Genomic DNA, 17856 nt, shown 5'->3' on the forward strand with positions numbered 1-17856 from the left:
CGAGTTGTTGCGAAGGGGTTTGAAATGAGCGAAGGCGAGAAGACGGAAGTTACGGTTCGCCAATCTTGGCGGTGGTGGTTGACGCTTGGAATCGTATTACTAATTCCAACGACAGGGCTGATCTATCTCTATTTTGTGGCGAGCGACTATGTCATGAGATTTCAGATCGTCAACACCATCAAACAACTCTCGATGGCAGCTGATCACTACCATGATAAGTCAAGCACCTTGCCTTCTTCGACTCGGAACGAATCTGGAATCGCGATGCACGGATGGCAGACCATGCTGCTGCCATATATGTATGAATCTGATCTCTATGATCAAATCGATTTTGAACAGCCATGGAACGCTGACTCGAATGCTGAATTGTTCAAGACAAAGATCTTTGGCTACCTCAGAAGCTCACGTCGTGTTGGAGACAGGTGGATGAGCCTGTACGAACCAGGAACCGGGTTTGCGCTGACGTCGTTCTCCGCGAATCGTCACATCATCGATTTTGAACCCGCGATGACGCATCGGCAGATTCAAGATGGGCTGTCTAACACCATCATGTTCGGGGAAATCCGAGAACAGTTCCCGCCGTGGGGCAAGCCGGGAAACAGTCGTGAGCCAGCCCTGCCAATCAACAAGGCGTCCAATGGGTTTGGCGGTTTTACGAAGGGTGGCTGTGAGTTCGTGATGGCGGATGGGCATGTCGCGTTTATCAGCGAGAATGTCAACATCGAAGTGCTTCATCAATTAGCAACGCCGAATGGTGGAGAAAGGATTGAGGACTTCTAATGAACGTTACATTCTTTCAACTCGCTGGCATGCCGTCGTTGTCGTTGAATGCTCCTTATGTGGAGCGGTTGCAGGCGGTGTCGTTTTTTTCGGTGGTGATTGTGGTGAGTAGTGTGCTGGTGTTGTTGGGGTGGAATCTGTTGGCGGGGTCTTCGCAGGCGCTCAGAAAGTTGAAGTATGGCGAGGCGCTGTTTCTGACCATCTTGTGGGGACTGGCGAGTGTGGTTGTGTTGACGATGATTTCGGGGGCTCGCGAATTGATGACGCCGGGGGCGTGGCAGCGGAATGGGTTGACGCATCAGCTCAAAGCGAATGAGCAGCGGCCTGTTGTTGATGAGAAGCTGGTGCAACGACGAGAGAAACTGGAACGACTGCAGTTGCTGCTGATGCAGTATGCGTTAACGCATGACGGAGAGTATCCGAAGTCGATCGAAGCATCCGGGTTTGATGACTCCGTCTGGGTGATGTCGGAAGTTCCATTGGTCAGGTACGAGTATTTTGATGGCGAGAAATACGGAGAAAGGCCCGCGCCTCTTGTCTCGGAGAAGCCGAATTACGAGGACGTGCTGATGATCTTCGTCAACGGCTCGATTGTTGAGATGAAAAGAGCGAATGCAGAGGAGTTTCTCAAAGACGCCAAAAGCCTGAGGAGACTGCGATGACGACCTCTTCTGAGAATCCGATGCAAATCGCAGAAAGAACCGGATTTCAAGAGTTGATTCTCTACAGCCGCTGGGCCGTCACTGCCATTGTCTTGATTGCCATGATGGTCTTTTTTGGCTGGGGATTTTTTCAGCTGATCTACTTTGTTCTGTTTGGATGGATCGAATTTCTCAACGATCGCTGGGGACGAGTTCAGCCGGACTGGTCGGCTGTCTGGCTGGGGCTGGCTGCGATGATTCTTTTTTCTATGGGAGCGACCGTTGTTACGAGCCGGTGGCTGAGGAACTGGGGGAAGGGGATACGAGCGGCGACCGGAGTTTGCCTGATGATGTTTTCCATGTTCGCCAGTGGGATTGGCATCATCGGCATCGCCCATCAGATGGTCTGGATGTCGACGATTGAGGCACCGTTCTTGATCGGCGGAAATGAGTTCACATGGAAAGAGATGTCCAAAGGGAATCTTCGCGTCTGGACGAACCTGGGGATGCACTGGAGAGGACACATCGTTGCTCCAGAAGTGTCTCATCTGAGTTGGGAGAGCTTTCTGATTACTGGTTCTTCACCCTACGAATATGATCTCATCGACGGTAGTTTTTCTCGAAATGGAACCGTGATTCAAACGGAGCTTCCCTGGGACGCGGAGCAAAACAGAGAGTTCTATTCGACGCAACAGAAGTTCTTCGTCAATCCCGGGCTTTTCCTGCTATATCCTCGTGGCGATTTCAAATACGACGAGCGTGGATATGCTTTGAATAACTACTCAGCCAATCAGTTGATGATGCCGGAGGGGAAAATCTTTCGCAGAGTTCATGTTGCAGATGGAGAAAGCAACACGATTTATCTCGGTGAGATTCGAGACTACTTCCAGCCCTGGGGAAAGCCAGGGAATGTGCGTGACGTGACGTTGGGAGTGAATCAAGATCCGAATGGTTTCGGCGGTCCATTTGAGGGCGGTTGTCATTTTTCGATGGTGGATGGGAGTGTCCGGTTTGTGAATGAGGCGGTGGATTCGAGGGTGCTGGAGGCGCTGGCGACGCCGGATGGTGGCGAGACAATGCCCAAGGAGTTTTGAAATGACTGAGGAATTGAAGAGCAATTCGCGTAGCCGAGCTATCGGTGTAGTTGTGATGAGTTTGATGGGGCTTTTGATTCTTGCATTGATTCTGCCCGGGTTGCAGGCGACGCGGGGGAGTCGTCGTCATGAGGGAGTGAATCGCCTGAGAAATGTTTCCCTCGGGTATCTCAATTCTTGTGTGCAAACTGATGCTGTCATCAAAGATGTTCTTTCAGAACACGGTGAGGCAGTGCATAGCTGGGAGACGTTGCTGCTGCCCACTATGGATGAATCCGCGTTGTTTCGGAGAATTGATCTCGGCCAGGCATGGGATGCCGAAGCGAACCGAGACGTGATGAAGACGAGATTGAGCTTTTTTCAGAGTCCCGATTTACAGGGCCACTATGACGTTCAGGACAGGACGGGGTTTGCGTTGTCGCATCTGTCAGCAAACAGTCGGTTGTGGAGTGATGAGAGAGTTAAGACGTTTGATGATCTCGAAAGTCGTTGCAGCAAGACGATTCTCTTAGGTGAGATCCAAGATGGATTTCTGCCTTGGGGACAGCCGGGAAATCTACGGGACCCTGCGGTGGGGCTGAATGTTCCTGGCGGGTTCGGGCATCCGCGGAAAACGGGTGTTTTGTTTGCGTTTGGGGATGGGCATGTGGAGTTTGTGGATGCGGGGGTTGATCAGAAGGTTTTGGATACGATGGCAACGCCTGTTGATGATGAGTTTTGAAGTGGGATCAAGAAGTCATATCATCACATTGATCCACGAACGGATAGAACCCAGCGAGAGGCCTTTTATGTCGAATGAGTTGACTTCCGAGAATGAAGACAAACAGCGGTTGTCATTGCTGGGGCAGTTTTATCGGTTGGCGGAGTCGGGGACTTCTGTCGCGCGGCAGCAACTGGCGGCGAGTTGTGTGACGGCGATTCGGCAGGTTTCGACGGCGGGTGATCGGGAGATGATTCTGCAGTGGTTGCTGGAGTGTCGGGCGATTTTGCAGCGGGGTGGGACGACGGCAGAGAAAGCCAGTTCGTTATATCAGACGATGAGTTTGCGCGGGACGTGTGGAGTGATCAGCAGCACCATTACGACGGCGGCGCGGAGTTACCAGACGTCGTCGATGCCGTTGGCGCTGAAGGTGGCGATGCCGGTGACGGCTCTCGGCGCAACGATGTTGGGAATGCAGGGAGCAGGGATTGTGGCGATGGGGGGCGGAATTGGGCTGCCGGTTGTCGTCCTGATTTTTCTTGGGGTCGCGGGGATCACTTCTGTCGTGGAAGCTTTCGTTAACGACAAGAGTGTGCGTGACCCGTTGACAAAGTTGCTGCTGGCGTTTGTGGCGATGGAGGCGGCACGTCGAAGTCGAAAGGAACTGCTCGATGCGCTGCGGGCTGATGCGATGGTTCCGAAGAAGGCGCCACTGCCGGAAGATCTGGCGGAGATTCAAATGGGGCTACTCGCGATGGATCCCGTTAACTTTGAACGCCATGTCATGAGTTTCTTCGAGATCGACGGGCATCCGGTGGGAATGACACCGCGGAGCAATGATTTTGGTGTCGATGGATACGTGCTGCACCCTGATGGAGTGATCGCGGTGCAGTGTAAGCGGTACTCGCTCGACAATCCGGTCGGGCGTCCCGCGATTCAACAGATGAAGGGAGTCGTGGAGGAGCAAAAAGCGCTGCGCGCGTATATTGTCACGACGAGTCGGTTCACGAGTGAGGCGATCGAAAGTGCAGAGAAGTCGAGCAAGATCAAGCTGATTGATGGCGAGACGTTGTTAACGTGGCATCGGGTGCCGCCGGTGAGTTTTTAGCACCTTTGCGGGAAAGAATTGATGGCTGAAATTAGTGAGGCAATTGAAGCCGAATCAGTGCCTAGGCCCCACCCTCATCCGCCCTTCGGGCACCTTCTCCCCTCAAGGGAGAAGGGACGAAATGGAGCTCCCCTCAAGGGAGAAGGGACGTTGGTAGAGTTTCTTATTCTTCGTATGGGACAGCCGTCATGTCGGGTTTAGCGGTGTTGATGCCGAGTTGGTCGTAGAGATAGCAGTGGTTGGTGAGACCGCGGTAGAGGAGGCCTGCTCCCGCGGCGATTGACAGAACACCGGTCAGGCCGCCTTGTTTGAAACCACTCAGGCCGAGGTACGCACCGGCGGCCAGAGACATCCATTTTTCGTTTTCACTGATGTTGGCTTTGGTTGCGCAGGCTGGAGTCGAGGCGTAGGGCTTGGCGGCGAGGGTTTCGGCAGTGGACATGGTTGTTTCCTGGATTGATGAATGGACGGTTTCAGGAAAATGAGAAGCAATTGGTATGCCGGAGATTACCCGCGAGCTATTTCTCAACGAACAGACTTGGAGAGATGTTGAAAAAGGTCGCCAGCTTCTTAATCATCTGCAGGCTGATGGGCCTTTTGCCTGAGAGAACTTCCGAGATAGTGGATTTTGCAATCCCGGTATGATTGGCGAGTTCCTGTTGAGTGATGCCCTGGGCAGTCAACAGGTGTCGCAGCATACGATCAGGAGATGGCTCATCGAAAATGATGTTGTTTCTCTCGTAATTTTCGATCAGATCACTGAGGGTATCAATGTACTGATTCTCGTCAGCGTCAGTAGAGTTTCGTGCTAACAAGTCATTGAGACGCGAAATAGCTTCATCGAGTTGCTTGTCTGATCCGATCGAAATCAGCGGAAACTCTCGCACTAACTCGAAGTAGTGCGATCCTGGTGTTGCGCGATGTTTCAAAGCCGTTGACTTTGATGCCATAACTAACCTCGACGGTATGGCTGAAGGATACCACGATCACATTAGAAGTCACACGCAGAAGTCCCTCATCCGACCTCGAAGACTCGGCCACCTTCTCCCCGGGGGAGAAGGATCTCAGAACCACTCCCCGGAAAGGAAAAATCAGATTAAACCGATGACTCCCCCGCTTGCTGGTTGGCGAGGATGTGGTCGAAGGAGGATTTCAGGTGGGCGATCATTTCGTCGCGGGCGAGGACGGCGTTGCCTTCTTTGATGGCGTTCAGGATTTTGCGGTGGGCCTGGATGGCCTGGGCGCGGTGCTCGGGGCTGGCTTTTCCCGATTCGCGCTGGGCGTATTTGACGAAGCCGGCTAGCGCCGACAAGAGCATGTTGAAGAGGGTGTTGCGTGAGGCCTTGGCGATCGCGACGTGGAAGAGTTGGTCCGTCTCGATCGACTCGGGAGTGTCTTGCGTGAACTCGATTTCGTAACGCTGGACGAGCTGGGACATGCGTTCGATGTCGCTTTCGTCGCGACGCTTGGCAGCCAGATAAGCGGTCTGGGCTTCGAGGCCGATGCGGACTTCGAGAATGTCAGTCAGGGTGCGTTCCCCTTCGGTCGACATCATGAGGGGGAAGAGGCGGCCGATGACTTCGGCGTTGATGCGACGGATCGTCGTGCTGCGGCCGTGGGAGATTTCGAGGACGCCCATGGCGCGGAGCATCGACATCGCCTCGCGCAGCGCAATCCGCGAGACGCCAAATTCTTCCATCAGCGTGCGTTCGCTGGGGATCGGATTGCCGACGGACCATTCGCCGGTTTCGATCTTCTTGAGCATGAGATCGAAGAGTCGCGAGGTGGTGGTGACACGCTTGGCGGTGGTGGGATCGCGGTCTTCTTCGAATTTTGGGGTATCGAGCATGGGCGGGTGAAATCCGGAGAGTGTTTGGTTTGTCGCAGTGAATCGAGGGCGAAATTCAATTCGCAGAGTTCCCTCATCCGACCTCGAAGACTCGGCCACCTTCTCCCCGGGGGAGAAGGATCAAAGGAGGGATTTTTCCCAGAGGGCGAGGTTCATCAAGGGCCAGCGGTAAATCGACGCAGAGTCAGGAAGCGTCGAGAGTTGCGCGAGGGCATCGGGGGTGAACAAGTCGTTTAATAATAAGCTGTGTTTGATCAGATCACAACACTGGTCTTGCCAGTTCCCGGCCAACCACTGGGGAATCATGGTCGGGAAACTAGCTTTGGGGCGTTCCGCAAGGTCCGTCGGCATGAGGCGCGAAGCGAGTTGACGGAGAGGGCGTTTGGACTGGAGGTCGCCGGTGGCGTTGAGGGTGGTCGAGGTCATCCAGGGTTTGCGGGCGGCGAACGATGACATGATGAGGTCGGTCATGCCGGCGGGCGCCATGTCATCCCAGAGGACGTGGTCTGAGAAGGGGACGCGGGCTTCGAGAGACGCGAGCATGGTCGCGGCGTCGAGTCTCGAAAGGAGGGCTTCGAGGTTCACGGTCTGCAGGAGTTTTTTCAGTTGCTGGGAGGAGGAAAGATCGGGGTCTTCGTCGAGAAGACTTTGATAGTGCTGGCGAATGACGTTGGCGTCCTGCAACGGCTGCCAGTGTTCGGGACGCCAGAGGCCTTGCTGCATGGCAGTGGGCCAGAGGCTGTTCTGGGCGAAGTAGAAGTCGACAAGGCCGGTCGTTTCGATGCTGCCGTACTGCTGAAGGTAGTCACGCAGGAATTCCGACTGGGCTGATGGCGGGTACGACCAACGACCCGCTTTGAGAGCGACTAAACGATCATAGTCTTCTCCCGAGGCGTGCTGGTTGGCGTAACCGCAGAGGAGTTCATCCGCTCCTTCGCCGCCGAGGGCGACGCCGACGTGCTGTTTCATCTCGATCGCGAGGCGGTGGATGAGGACGTCGGATGGAGTGGTCAGAGGAGACTGGAGAGTCGTCACCATGTCCTGCCAGGTCATCCAGTAATCGTCTGCAGTGACGAGGACGCTGGCGTGCTGGGCATTGAGGCGCCGTGCCATGCGGTCAGCGTAAGCGAGGTCGGTCGCGGGGTCGAGAGGATCATCTGTTGTAAGCACGCAGCCGACGCTGCGCGTGACCAGGCCCGCGCGGTGCTGGTCGTCGAGGAGGGTGACGAGCGTGTTCGAGTCAACGCCGCCTGAGAGGAAGGCACCGACAGGGACGTCGCTGATGGTGTGGTGTTTGATGCTGCTGGTGAGGCTGAGTTGCAGGCGTTGAGCGAGGTCGTCTTGAGACAAACCGGAGACGGAACTGTTGGGGATGGGGAGGCGATGATAGCGATCGATCGTGAGGTGGCCATCGCGATAGGTCAGGGATTCGCCAGGCTGAAGTTGGAAGATGTTCTCGAACAGGGTCTGCCGGCCGAGGGTGCTGCGAAGTGTTTGCAGGTAATGGGAGACCGCGTGGAGATTCGGGCGGAAGGAGAATTCGGGGTGTTTGAGAATGGCAGCTGTCGTGCTGGAGACGAGCAACTCGCTGCCGAGTTGTGAATAGAAGAGTGGCTTGATGCCGAAGCGGTCTCTGGCGGCGAAGAGTGACTTATCGCGGAAGTCGTAAATGGCGAAGGCGAACATGCCGCGCAGGCGGGTGAGGCAAGCAGGGCCTTCGAGTTGGAAGGCCTGCAAGAGGAGTTCGGTATCGCAGGTGGTTTTCTGAGCGATGCCACGTGAGTTGAGCCAGCTTTGCAGCGTCGAGGTGTCGTAGAGTTCGCCGTTGTAGATGAGAGCATAACGGCCGTCGTCGGAAAGCCACGGTTGTGGCGGGGAGGCGAGATCGCGGATGGAGAGGCGACGGTGGGCGAAGGCGATCTGTCGGTCGATGAGCAGGCCTGCGTCGTCGGGGCCGCGGTAGGACATGCTGTCCCGCATGGTGCGCAGGAGGGCCTCGTCCAGGTTGGGACGTCCCGAGGAGGAGATGACGCCGATGAAGCCGCACATGGGGAGTAATTAGGAATTGGTAATTAGTAATTGGCCGGAGGGCGAATGTGGTTTTATCGGGGAATGGGGGGGTGTATGGCAAGAGGAGGATCGCGAGGTGCGAAATGTTCTAGTCCGGTACGGCCGTGGTGGTCGTGGGGTTGGGAATTCCACGTCAAAGTTGAACTCGGCACGGCTGGCACAGTTGTGGCACACGGGAAATCTGGCTTGGGCTGGTCGGGCGTATCTTTACTATCTTCCATCGGTGGAATTGGTTAGCATCAGTGGTTCGTCACGTTTGCTCTGATTCCATTGTGTTCAGTGGGAGCGAATGTGAAAAAGGTCGTGGCGGGTAGTCGGGAGGCTAGCTGCTGCGTTTTCGTGTCCAAAGATCATCATTCCGGCGGTCAGCCGGGATTCGTCATATAGTCATCGAGACCTGACAACATACGGAAAGGCTCCCAGTCACATGGCCATTGATCCCTATTCATCGTGTCCTTGTAACAGCGGCAAGAAGCACAAATTCTGCTGCATGGACATCTCCACCGAGATGGAAAAAATCGGCCAGTACCTCCAGAACATGCAGATCAAGCCTGCCATGAAACTGCTGGAGAAGCTGTACGAAGAACATCCGCGACGCTCGTGGGTCGTTAACAACCTCGCGTCCATTTTCATCAACACGGGTCGCTTTGAAGACGCCGTCGGGCTGCTCAGCGACTACATCAAAGTCGAACCAGCCGATGGCGGTGCGCGCTGTCTGCTCGCGATGTCGCAGTTCAATCTGGGCGGGTATGAAGGGGCCAAGAAATCGATTCACCAGGCCATCCAAAAGGGTGCCAAGTCGCATCCTCAGATCCTCAGCTGGCTGCTGACCAACGTCGCTGAGCAGCTGTGGAATGAAAGCCATGAACTGGCTGCCCGTCAGCACCTGGCGCTTGCGATGCGCTTTGCTTCGGATGATGCCAAGCAAGAGCTGTTCATGAAGATGCTCGAATACGAAGGGGACGGCGCGGTTCCTTATCCACTTCGGGGCGTCCACATGCTGGAGGCGTACACGCCAGCCGGGACAGAAGAAGAAGCGGAATACCGCAAGACGATGCAGATGTCGATGTTCGGCTTCTTCGAAGAAGCCGCCAATGGCGTCAAGAAACTGCTCGATCAACATCAGGATAGCGCGGCTCTGTGGCAGAACTATGCTTTGCTGTCCGCCTGGGATGCTCGAGACGAAGAGCCCGCCAGAGGGTTTCACGAAGCTGCTGTCCGTTATCGTGAAAGTGATGAGAAGAAGGCCCTCGAATGCGAAGTCCTCTCTCAAATTCTGCAACATCGTACGGGCGAAGAGCGCTCGGTTGTCGGAGCAGCTGTTTATTCGGTTGAGAAGCTGTCGAAGCTGCTGTCGGTTCTCGATGACCATCCTCGAATGAATCGTCTCGAACTCCCGCCGCCACCAGAAACCGGTCACCACCATGCTCCGGTCGCGGGGTATCACGTCTTCGACGGCGACTTCAACAGCCAGTCTTACGAAGCCGGTCAGGATCTCTCGACGCTGCCGACGATCATCGCGACGATCCTGCTGATTGACGCAGATGGTGATTGCCACCTGCATCCCGAACTGACGCTGACAGCTCGCCTGGGTGCGAACCTGCAGGATGCCCGCACTCTGCTCGAAGCAGCGGCTGGCGATCAATTGACGATCATTCCCGACAGCCTCAATGAACAACAGACCGAAGACCTGCCGAAGCTCTTCGGGCAGATTCGCCGCAACGTCTTCTACTCTCCGAAGACACCAGGACTGGTTCGACTGGTCGCTGAGCGCCAGCAGGTCGAACACTTCGTCAACAACATCTGGATGAACACCGAGCAAAAAGCTCTCCACGGCAAGAAGCCAGCCGATCTGGTTGGCGTAGCCGAGATGAAGCTGGAACTGACGGCTGCTGCCATCGTTCTGGATGTCTTCGCACAGTCAGCGGGCCTGATCGTCGATCTGCCTGCGGTCCTTGAGAAGCTGCAGCTGCAAGCTCCTGAGTTTTCAAAGCTGGCTGACGAATCGGAAATCAACAGTCTGTCGTTCCTGCAACTCATTCAGCTTGATCTGACGACTCTGAATGATGAGCAACTGAGCCGACTGTTCAAGCGGGCGTCTTTGACACGACATCATGACCTCGTCAAACGCATGCTGCTGGAGACGATGAACCGTCCCGAAGTTTACAACCAGGTCGATCAAGGTCAGTTCCTGCATCAGCTCGCCGATATGTCTCGGACCGAGCACGATCGCGAAGGAACTCTCGCCTACATCAACAAAGGCAAGCAATGGGCCAAGACACAGCCGAAGGCGTTTGAAGCCGAGATGGAATGGGAACTGCGCGAGCTGGTCTTCCGTCTGGATGACCCGACCGATCCTGAGCTTCAACCTCTGCTCGAGCGGATCAATGCGATCTACATTCGCAAACTGCCTCGCCTGAAGGGTTACCTCGATTCACTGCTGACGTCTGTCGGCGTGACGGCACCATGGAACAATGGCGACCTGCTGGGTACTGGCTCGACCGGCGGAGGCCTGTGGACGCCAGAAGGTCAGACCGCAGGAGCGGGTGCTGGCGGCGGGAAACTCTGGCTGCCAGGTCAGGACTAAGTTCTGAGCGAGGGTGATGAATAGAAATTGTGGGGACGCGAAGTAAAAAACTTCGCGTCCTTTTTCATTTCACGACCGGATAGTCCGGGTGGTCCAGCCGTTCATGGCTGGATCGACGAAGTCGACAAGAAGCGAGCGCCATGCGGTTCCAATTGATATTGATGCAGTGAGTTTAGATTGGGAGCGTATGGGGACGCTTCTTGTTCGCTGTGCTCACCCAGCCATAAACGGCTGGGCCACCCCGTCGTGAGAAACACGGTCGAGCGCGTGTTGGACGTCCATTCCGTGTTTCTTGCGTACCAAGGCGACGGGTGGTCCAGCCGTTCATGGCTGGATCGACGAAGTCGACAAGAAGCGAGCGCCATGCGGTTCCAATTGATATTGATGCAGTGAGTTTAGATTGGGAGCGTATGGGGACGCTTCTTGTTCGCTGTGCTCACCCAGCCATAAACGGCTGGGCCACCCCGTCGTGAGAAACACGGTCGAGCGCGTGTTGGACGTCCATTCCGTGTTTCTTGCGTACCAAGGCGACGGGTGGTCCAGCCGTTTATGGCTGGATCGACGAAGTCGACAAGAAGCGAGCGCCATGCGGTTGCAATTGATATTGATGCGGTGAGTTTAGATTGGGAGCGTATGGTGACGCTTCTTGTGAGCTGCGCTCACCCAGCCATGAACGGCTGGGCCACCCGTCATAAGAGACACGTCAACGTGCATTGGACACCCATTCCGTGGTTCTCTCGTGCCGAAGCGGCACGCCCGGGTTGGGGACAACCCGGGCTACCCGGAAGTTGGGAATGGAGATCGCTCACTCCTGTCGTTAAAGTCGGTATGTTTTGGATTCGTGGAAGGTTAGGAAACCTTTGCAGGGAATGGGCTTCACAGGTTTTTCACACCTCAAAAAAGTCTGGTTTTTCGTCTCGTGTTTGGTATGCTGACCCCATGAACGCACCCATCTCTCCCGACCAGCTTCCTGTTCTTCTTCGTCAACACAAGCAAGAGCGGCTGCTCGCCTATCTGGACAAGCTCGCTCCGCCGGCCCGTCAGCACTTGGCCGCCGACATCGCGAATGTCGATTTCGCGTTGATGGAACGGCTTTATGGCAAGACAACCCCCGTCGCCGGTGAAGATACGCCACAAGCCAAGGCTGCCCGCGCGACTGCCCTGGAAGATGTGGTTCGTCAGCCTGCGTCTACGGACGATGAGCAGGCCTGGCAGAGTGCCCATCAGCAGGGCCTGGAGTTGCTAAAGGCTGGCAAAGTCGCTGCGGTCCTGGTCGCGGGTGGTCAGGGGACGCGTCTGGGATTCCCGCATCCGAAGGGGATGTTTCCGATCGGGCCTGTCTCGAATGTGACGCTGTTTCAAATCTTTTTCGAACAGATCAAAGCTCGCAGTGCGCAGGCGGGCGTCGTAATTCCTTACTACATTATGACCAGCGACGCGACGCATGAGGATACTGAAAAGTTCCTTGAAGAACACAATTACTTCGGACTCGATCGCGGTACAGTCAGGCTATTCAAACAGGGCACGATGCCCGCTGTCGATGCAGCGACCGGTCAGCTGCTTGTCGGCGATGACGACCTGCTCGTCCGCAGTCCCGATGGCCACGGCGGGATCCTCAATGCTCTCGCGAAAAACGGGATTTTCGATCAACTCGCCGAACGCGGCATCGAATACCTGTATTACCATCAGGTCGATAACCCGACGGGCATCCTCTGCGAACCTGCCCTCCTCGGCTTCCATGCGATGCGTCGCTCGGACATGACGACTAAGGTCGCGGCCAAGCGAAGTGCGGATGAGAAAATGGGGGTGCTGGCCCTCGTCGATGGCAAGACCGAGATCATCGAATACAGCGACATGCCGACGGACGTCGCCGAGAAACTCGATTCGCGCGGCAACCTGATGTTCTGGGCGGGAAACATGGCGGTCCACGTCTTCAACGTCGATTTCCTGCGTCGCATCACCTTCGGCGAAACGCAGCTGCCGTATCACACGGCTCACAAGAAAGTGCCGTTCAAGTCCGCTGAGGGGGAAGTGCAGTCGCCGAAAGCTCCAAACGCGTACAAGTTCGAGCGTTTCATCTTCGACGCTCTGCCACTGGCCCATAAAACGCTGGTCGTTGAAGCCGACCGCAAACGTGAGTTCAACCCGGTGAAAAACGCCGAGGGGAACGACTCACCGGCGACCTCGAAAGAAGCCCTGATCAACCTGCACCGGTCTTGGCTTCAGCAGGCCGGTGTCTCGGTTCCCGCCGACTGCGTGGTCGAGATCAGCCCGCTGTTTGCCTTGGATGCCGAGGGAGTTCAGACTCGTGCGAATGATGTGAAACTCGAAGGTAGCTCTGTTTACCTGAAGTAAGAGTTTGAACCGCAGATCAATGCAGATGCACACAGATGAGATAGGGATCTTCATTCCTCACAGATCTGCGTCAATCTGTGTTCATCTGCGGTTCATTCTTTACTCTGCTGATTCTTGTGCTTGTTTGCGGCTGTCATGAGGCTTATACTCATGAGCGGAAATTGATTTGTCTGCTTGATTTACCCGCCACAACAAGGAACCCTGCATGTCCCTTTCTTTGAATCGACGCTCGTTCATCGCTGCTGCTGGAGCTGGTCTGACGGCGTTGTCCGCTGGCCTCTCGCCCCGCCTTTACGCAGCCAATACCACGACGACACTGGCCCAAAAAGAGCTGCCATTCAAGATTTCTCTGGCTCAATGGTCGCTGCACAAAGCGATTCAGGGCGGCAAAATCAACAACTTGGAGTTCGCCAAGATTGCCAAGGAAAAGCTGGGCATTGATGGTGTCGAATATGTCAATCAGTTCTTCAAAGACAAAGCCAAGGACGAAGCTTACCTGGGCGAAATGAAGAAAATTGCTGCCGATCATGGCGTTACCAGTGTCCTGATCATGGTCGATGGGGAAGGTGCTCTCGGCGATAAAGACGAGAAGAAGCGGATGCAGACCGTCGAGAATCACAAGAAATGGGTCGATGCCGCCAAGTTCCTGGGGTGTCACGCAATCCGCGTCAATGCAGGCAGCTCGGGATCCTACGGCGAGCAGATGATGCTGGCCGCTGATGGACTGCGTAAGCTGTCTGAATACGGCGACACGATGGGCATCAACGTCATCGTGGAAAACCACGGCGGGCTGTCTTCGAACGGCGCCTGGTTGTACAGCGTGATGCGAATCGTCGATCACCCACGCTGCGGCACCCTGCCTGACTTCGGCAACTTTGTGGTCGACAGCAAGACCGTTTACGATCATTACCTCGGCCTGCGTGAGTTGATGCCATTCGCAAAAGCAATCAGCGTCAAAACTTACGACTTCAAAGACAATGCACCGTACTCCACCTTCCGTGGCGATCGGGAATTTGATCTCAAGAAGATGATGGGCATTGTCAGCGAATTCAAATACACCGGCTACTGTGGCATCGAATACGAAGGTGGCAAGCTGGAGGAAATGGATGGAATCGCGAAGACGAAAGAAATTCTGGTTAAAATCCGCGACGAAGCCTAGTCCAGACTGTTTTCCATAAAGCATTTCAAGCCATTGACTTGCGTCCGGAAATCAAAAACCCGCCAATTGATTCTCAGGAAAACTTTGGTTTTCCTGCCATTTTCTTTTGCGGAATGTCCGTCTGATTTCGTATGAATGGGTACGAAATCAGAGCCATCCATTTGATGAATGTCTCCAAAGGCCCCCGGAAGTTCGCTTCCGGGGGTTTTTTTGTTGCGCGGTGGAACCAGAATGCCTTGCCTTCACCGTCGGCTCTGAATTCGTCACGGCTGACACAGCCGTGGCACACACAGAAAACCGTTCTAGCTAGGTCGTGGGTTGTTCGGGCCCATCGGCGAGGTGTCGGAGCATGCTGGCGACGAGGGCGGTCCAGCCGGTCTGGTGGGAAGCACCCAGTCCTCGGCCGTTGTCGCCGTGGAAGTACTCGTAGAACTGGAGCAGGTTCTGCCAGTGTGGGTCGGTGGCGTAGATTTCTTCGCCGCGATTGCCGAGCGAGGGGCGTTTGCCGTTTTCGTCGGGGAGGAAGAGTTTGGTCAGGCGTCGTTCGATTTCGCGGGCGACCTGATGAAGCGTCATCAAGTTGCCGGAGCCGGTCGGGCATTCGACTTTGAGTTCGTCGCCGTAGTAGACGTAGTAGCGATCGAGGGCTTCGATCAGCAGGTAATTGAACGGGAACCAGACCGGGCCGCGCCAGTTGGAGTTGCCGCCGAACATCCAGGAGTCAGACTCGCCGGCAACGTACTTGACGACCTGCGGCTCGCCGCCAGCTTCGAAGACGAAGGGTTTTTCTTCGTGGACCTTGGACAGAGAGCGGATGCCGTAGGGAGAGAGGAACTCGTTCTCGTCGAGCATGTACTTGAGGATGCGCAGGAACTTGTCATGCGTGGGGATGGAGAGGAGTCTCAGGTTGCGATCGCCGCCCTCGCCTCGCTCCATGTAGGACATGTAGCTGGTGATGTCTTTGGTGTAACGCAGGAACCAGTCGGTGCGTCGATAAAAGCCGGGGAGCTGTTTGATTTTGTCTTCGTAGAGAATGTCGACCGTCAGCAGTGGCATCAGGCCGACGATGGAGCGGATCTTGAGTGGGATCGACTCGTTCTCGGCGCGGAGATGGTCGTAGTAGAAGCCGTCTTCTTCGTCCCAGAGACCGGTGTGCTCGTGGGTGTTCATCGCTTTGGCGATCGCGATGTAGTGCTCGAAGAACTTCGAGGCCATGTCGCCGTAGGCCTGGTGTTCGTGAGCCAGTTCGAGGGCCATCGACATCATGGAGGACGAGTAGAACGCCATCCAGGCCGTGCCATCGGCCTGCTCGAGGTATCCGCCGGTGGGGAGTGGTTTACTGCGGTCGAAGACTCCGATGTTATCGAGCCCGAGGAAGCCGCCTGCGAACACGTTCTTGCCGGTCACGTCTTTGCGATTGACCCACCAGGTGAAGTTGAGCAGGAGCTTGACGAAGACCCGTTTGAGGAAGTCGACGTCACGTTTGCCCGGAGGTCCGGAGGCTTCATAGATTCGCCAGCAGGCCCAGGCATGGACCGGGGGATTGACATCTGAGAACTGCCACTCGTAAGCAGGGATCTGGCCATTCGGGTGCATGTACCATTCGCGGAGAAAAAGCAGAAGCTGCTCTTTAGCGAATTTGATATCGAGATGCGCGAACGGGAGCATGTGGAAGGCGAGGTCCCAGGCGGCGTACCAGGGGTATTCCCACTTATCGGGCATCGAGATAATGTCGCGGTTGAAGAGGTGTTCCCACTCGGAGTTGCGACCATCCAGACGCGACTCAGGCTGCGGCGGCATGTTGGGATCGCCGTTGAGCCAATCTTTAATCACGTAATGATAGAACTGCTTACTCCAGAGCAGGCCTGCGTAGGCTTGGCGCGAGACGCGTTGCTCTTCTTCGGTCAGCGACTGCGGAATGACTTCGCGGTAGAAGGCGTCGCATTCCTGTTTACGCTGGGCGAAGATTGTGTCGAAGCTGCTGTCGAAGGGGTCGCTTGGTTTTTCGTTGTTATCGGACAGACGCAGCTGAATGACCTTGGACTGGCCGGGCTTGAGTGTTGTCTGATAATAAGCCGCGGCTTTGGTGCCGACGGGCTTGGGAGAAACGGCGGCGTAGCTTTTCTTGATGATGTATTCGTGGAAGGCGTCTTTGACGAAAGGGCTGATGTTGTCGGAGCCGTAAAGACGCTGGTTGTTGGTTTCGTTTTCGGTGAACAGCCACAGCGGCGGGCGGGCATCGAGGGGCTTAGCCCAGAAATGGTGGCGTTTGAGTGTTTCGTGATCACAGAAGAGATCCGGATTGTTGTCCTGACGCCAGATGCGCGGCTTGACCCAGCAGCCTTCGTGTTCGCAGCCCCAGACCCAGGTATTGCGATACCAGATCGTCGGGAGAATATGTAACGGCGCCGCCTGTGGCCCGCGATTGGTGACGGTAATCTGGATCAGCAGATCGCCAGGAGTGTTCTTGGCGTATTCGATCTCGACGTCGAAGTAACGGCTGTCTTTGAAGATGCCGGTGTCGATCAGCTCGTACTCTGGTTCGCTGCGAGAGAGCTGGGAAGTTTTGTGAGTGATATCGTCGTAGGGGTAGGCGGCGTGCGGGTATTTATAGAGGCCGCGCATGTAGGAGTGCGTCGGGGTCGAATCGAGATAATAGTAATACTCTTTGACGTCTTCGCCGTGATTTCCTTCGGGACCGGTGAGGCCGAAGAGACGCTCTTTGAGAATGGCATCCTTCCCATTCCACAAGGCAACGCTGAAGCAAAGTCGGCATTCACGGTCAGTGATGCCGAGCAGGCCGTCTTCCCCCCAGCGGTAAGCACGGCTGCGCGCCTGGTCGTGCGTGAAGTGATACCACGGCTTGGAATCAGGGGAGTAATCTTCGCGAACAGTGCCCCATTCGCGCTCGGAAAGGTATGGCCCCCAGCGTTTCCAATTCGCAGACGGATCGCGGGTGGCTTCGGCCTGAAGGCGTTGGTGTTCGATCGTATCTTCAAGAGCCATACGGCAGGGAGCTTCCAGGTTGTCAATCGCGAGGGGTGAGCAGCGTGTGCTCCTATTTTAAGTCCCTCACATGAGATGCAACCAGTATCAGCTCCTAAAAGGTCGAATTCAAAAGGAAGAAGGACAGCCCGGAACATGTTCCGAACCATCCTTCTGCTTTGCCTTTGTCCAAACGACTGCGTTATGACGTTTGATCTATCCACGAATTCGGTGGGAAGTTCGCGTGTGGGAGTGTGGGTGTGGATGAGCAAATCGATTGATCCAGCCGCATGGGAGACATCGCGAACCGCACGTCAAACAAACCACGGCTGCCAGCAGGATCGGGATCGGCACCAGAATAATGAACAGGTTGGTCAACAGAAGGTGACCATCCAGCATGGAAGAGAAGTATTGACCGATGGGTGTGTTGCAGAAAAGACAGGCTAGCGTCGTCATGGTTACGCTCCTAAAAAGGTCCAGGCTACGTGTTCCGATATTCGGTTTTGGCGTAGGGACGAGGATGCAAAA

13 protein-coding genes are annotated in these 17856 nt (G+C 55.5%); 8 read left to right on the forward strand and 5 right to left on the reverse strand.

Annotated elements, in window-relative coordinates; translation table 11 throughout:
* The first annotated feature begins 24 nt into the window (after positions 1 to 24).
* The 5 genes from SH248x_RS14415 (at position 25) to SH248x_RS14435 (ending at position 4323) form a co-directional block, all read left to right on the forward strand.
* Positions 25 to 780: a DUF1559 family PulG-like putative transporter gene (locus tag SH248x_RS14415; protein ID WP_459554984.1), complete on the forward strand. Its 756-nt coding sequence runs from the start codon at positions 25 to 27 to the stop codon at positions 778 to 780.
* The gene (locus tag SH248x_RS14420; RefSeq protein WP_459554985.1) at positions 780 to 1442 is read left to right on the forward strand and encodes a hypothetical protein; all 663 of its coding nucleotides are present in this window, start codon (positions 780 to 782) and stop codon (positions 1440 to 1442) included. The genes SH248x_RS14415 and SH248x_RS14420 overlap by 1 nt, the downstream gene beginning before the upstream one ends.
* Complete coding sequence (locus tag SH248x_RS14425; protein ID WP_459554986.1) at positions 1439 to 2515, forward strand: DUF1559 family PulG-like putative transporter; 1077 nt, start codon at positions 1439 to 1441, stop codon at positions 2513 to 2515. The genes SH248x_RS14420 and SH248x_RS14425 overlap by 4 nt, the downstream gene beginning before the upstream one ends.
* A 1-nt stretch (position 2516) precedes the next feature.
* Entirely contained in the window at positions 2517 to 3236 is a 720-nt protein-coding gene (locus SH248x_RS14430; protein ID WP_459554987.1) for a DUF1559 family PulG-like putative transporter, read from the forward strand.
* A 67-nt stretch (positions 3237 to 3303) separates the two neighbouring features.
* Positions 3304 to 4323, forward strand: coding sequence for a restriction endonuclease (locus SH248x_RS14435; protein ID WP_459554988.1), 1020 nt, complete (start codon positions 3304 to 3306; stop codon positions 4321 to 4323).
* 163 nt (positions 4324 to 4486) lie between these two features.
* On the opposite strand, the gene SH248x_RS14440 is transcribed toward SH248x_RS14435, so the two are convergent.
* From SH248x_RS14440 to asnB, 4 genes are all read right to left on the reverse strand, one after another.
* Positions 4487 to 4765 carry a YgaP family membrane protein gene (locus SH248x_RS14440; RefSeq protein WP_459554989.1) on the reverse strand — a complete coding sequence of 93 codons (279 nt, stop codon included), beginning with the start codon at positions 4763 to 4765 and terminating at the stop codon, positions 4487 to 4489.
* Positions 4766 to 4841: 76 nt separating this feature from the next.
* Positions 4842 to 5273, reverse strand: a complete 432-nt coding sequence (locus tag SH248x_RS14445) for a helix-turn-helix domain-containing protein (protein ID WP_459554990.1) — start codon at positions 5271 to 5273, stop codon at positions 4842 to 4844.
* 146 nt (positions 5274 to 5419) lie between these two features.
* Positions 5420 to 6172, reverse strand: coding sequence for a FadR/GntR family transcriptional regulator (locus SH248x_RS14450; RefSeq protein WP_459554991.1), 753 nt, complete (start codon positions 6170 to 6172; stop codon positions 5420 to 5422).
* 120 nt (positions 6173 to 6292) lie between these two features.
* Positions 6293 to 8221: an asparagine synthetase B family protein gene (gene asnB, locus SH248x_RS14455; protein WP_459554992.1), complete on the reverse strand. Its 1929-nt coding sequence runs from the start codon at positions 8219 to 8221 to the stop codon at positions 6293 to 6295.
* Positions 8222 to 8669: 448 nt separating this feature from the next.
* Here asnB and SH248x_RS14460 point away from each other — a divergent pair, with 448 nt between their 5' ends.
* The 3 genes from SH248x_RS14460 (at position 8670) to SH248x_RS14470 (ending at position 14343) form a co-directional block, all read left to right on the forward strand.
* Positions 8670 to 10829 carry a tetratricopeptide repeat protein gene (locus tag SH248x_RS14460; RefSeq protein ID WP_459554993.1) on the forward strand — a complete coding sequence of 720 codons (2160 nt, stop codon included), beginning with the start codon at positions 8670 to 8672 and terminating at the stop codon, positions 10827 to 10829.
* 939 nt (positions 10830 to 11768) lie between these two features.
* The gene (locus SH248x_RS14465) at positions 11769 to 13184 is read left to right on the forward strand and encodes a UTP--glucose-1-phosphate uridylyltransferase (RefSeq protein WP_459554994.1); all 1416 of its coding nucleotides are present in this window, start codon (positions 11769 to 11771) and stop codon (positions 13182 to 13184) included.
* Between the two features lie 205 nt (positions 13185 to 13389).
* Positions 13390 to 14343 carry a sugar phosphate isomerase/epimerase family protein gene (locus SH248x_RS14470; protein ID WP_459554995.1) on the forward strand — a complete coding sequence of 318 codons (954 nt, stop codon included), beginning with the start codon at positions 13390 to 13392 and terminating at the stop codon, positions 14341 to 14343.
* A 306-nt stretch (positions 14344 to 14649) separates the two neighbouring features.
* Here SH248x_RS14470 and SH248x_RS14475 read toward each other — a convergent pair whose 3' ends face one another.
* Positions 14650 to 17349 (reverse strand): glucosidase family protein, encoded by a 2700-nt coding sequence (locus SH248x_RS14475; RefSeq protein ID WP_459554996.1) that lies wholly within the window; start codon positions 17347 to 17349, stop codon positions 14650 to 14652.
* Between the last annotated feature and the right edge of the window lie 507 nt (positions 17350 to 17856).

It is taken from the genome of Lacunimicrobium album (assembly GCF_052161635.1).
Lineage (GTDB): Bacteria > Planctomycetota > Planctomycetia > Planctomycetales > Planctomycetaceae > SXPC01.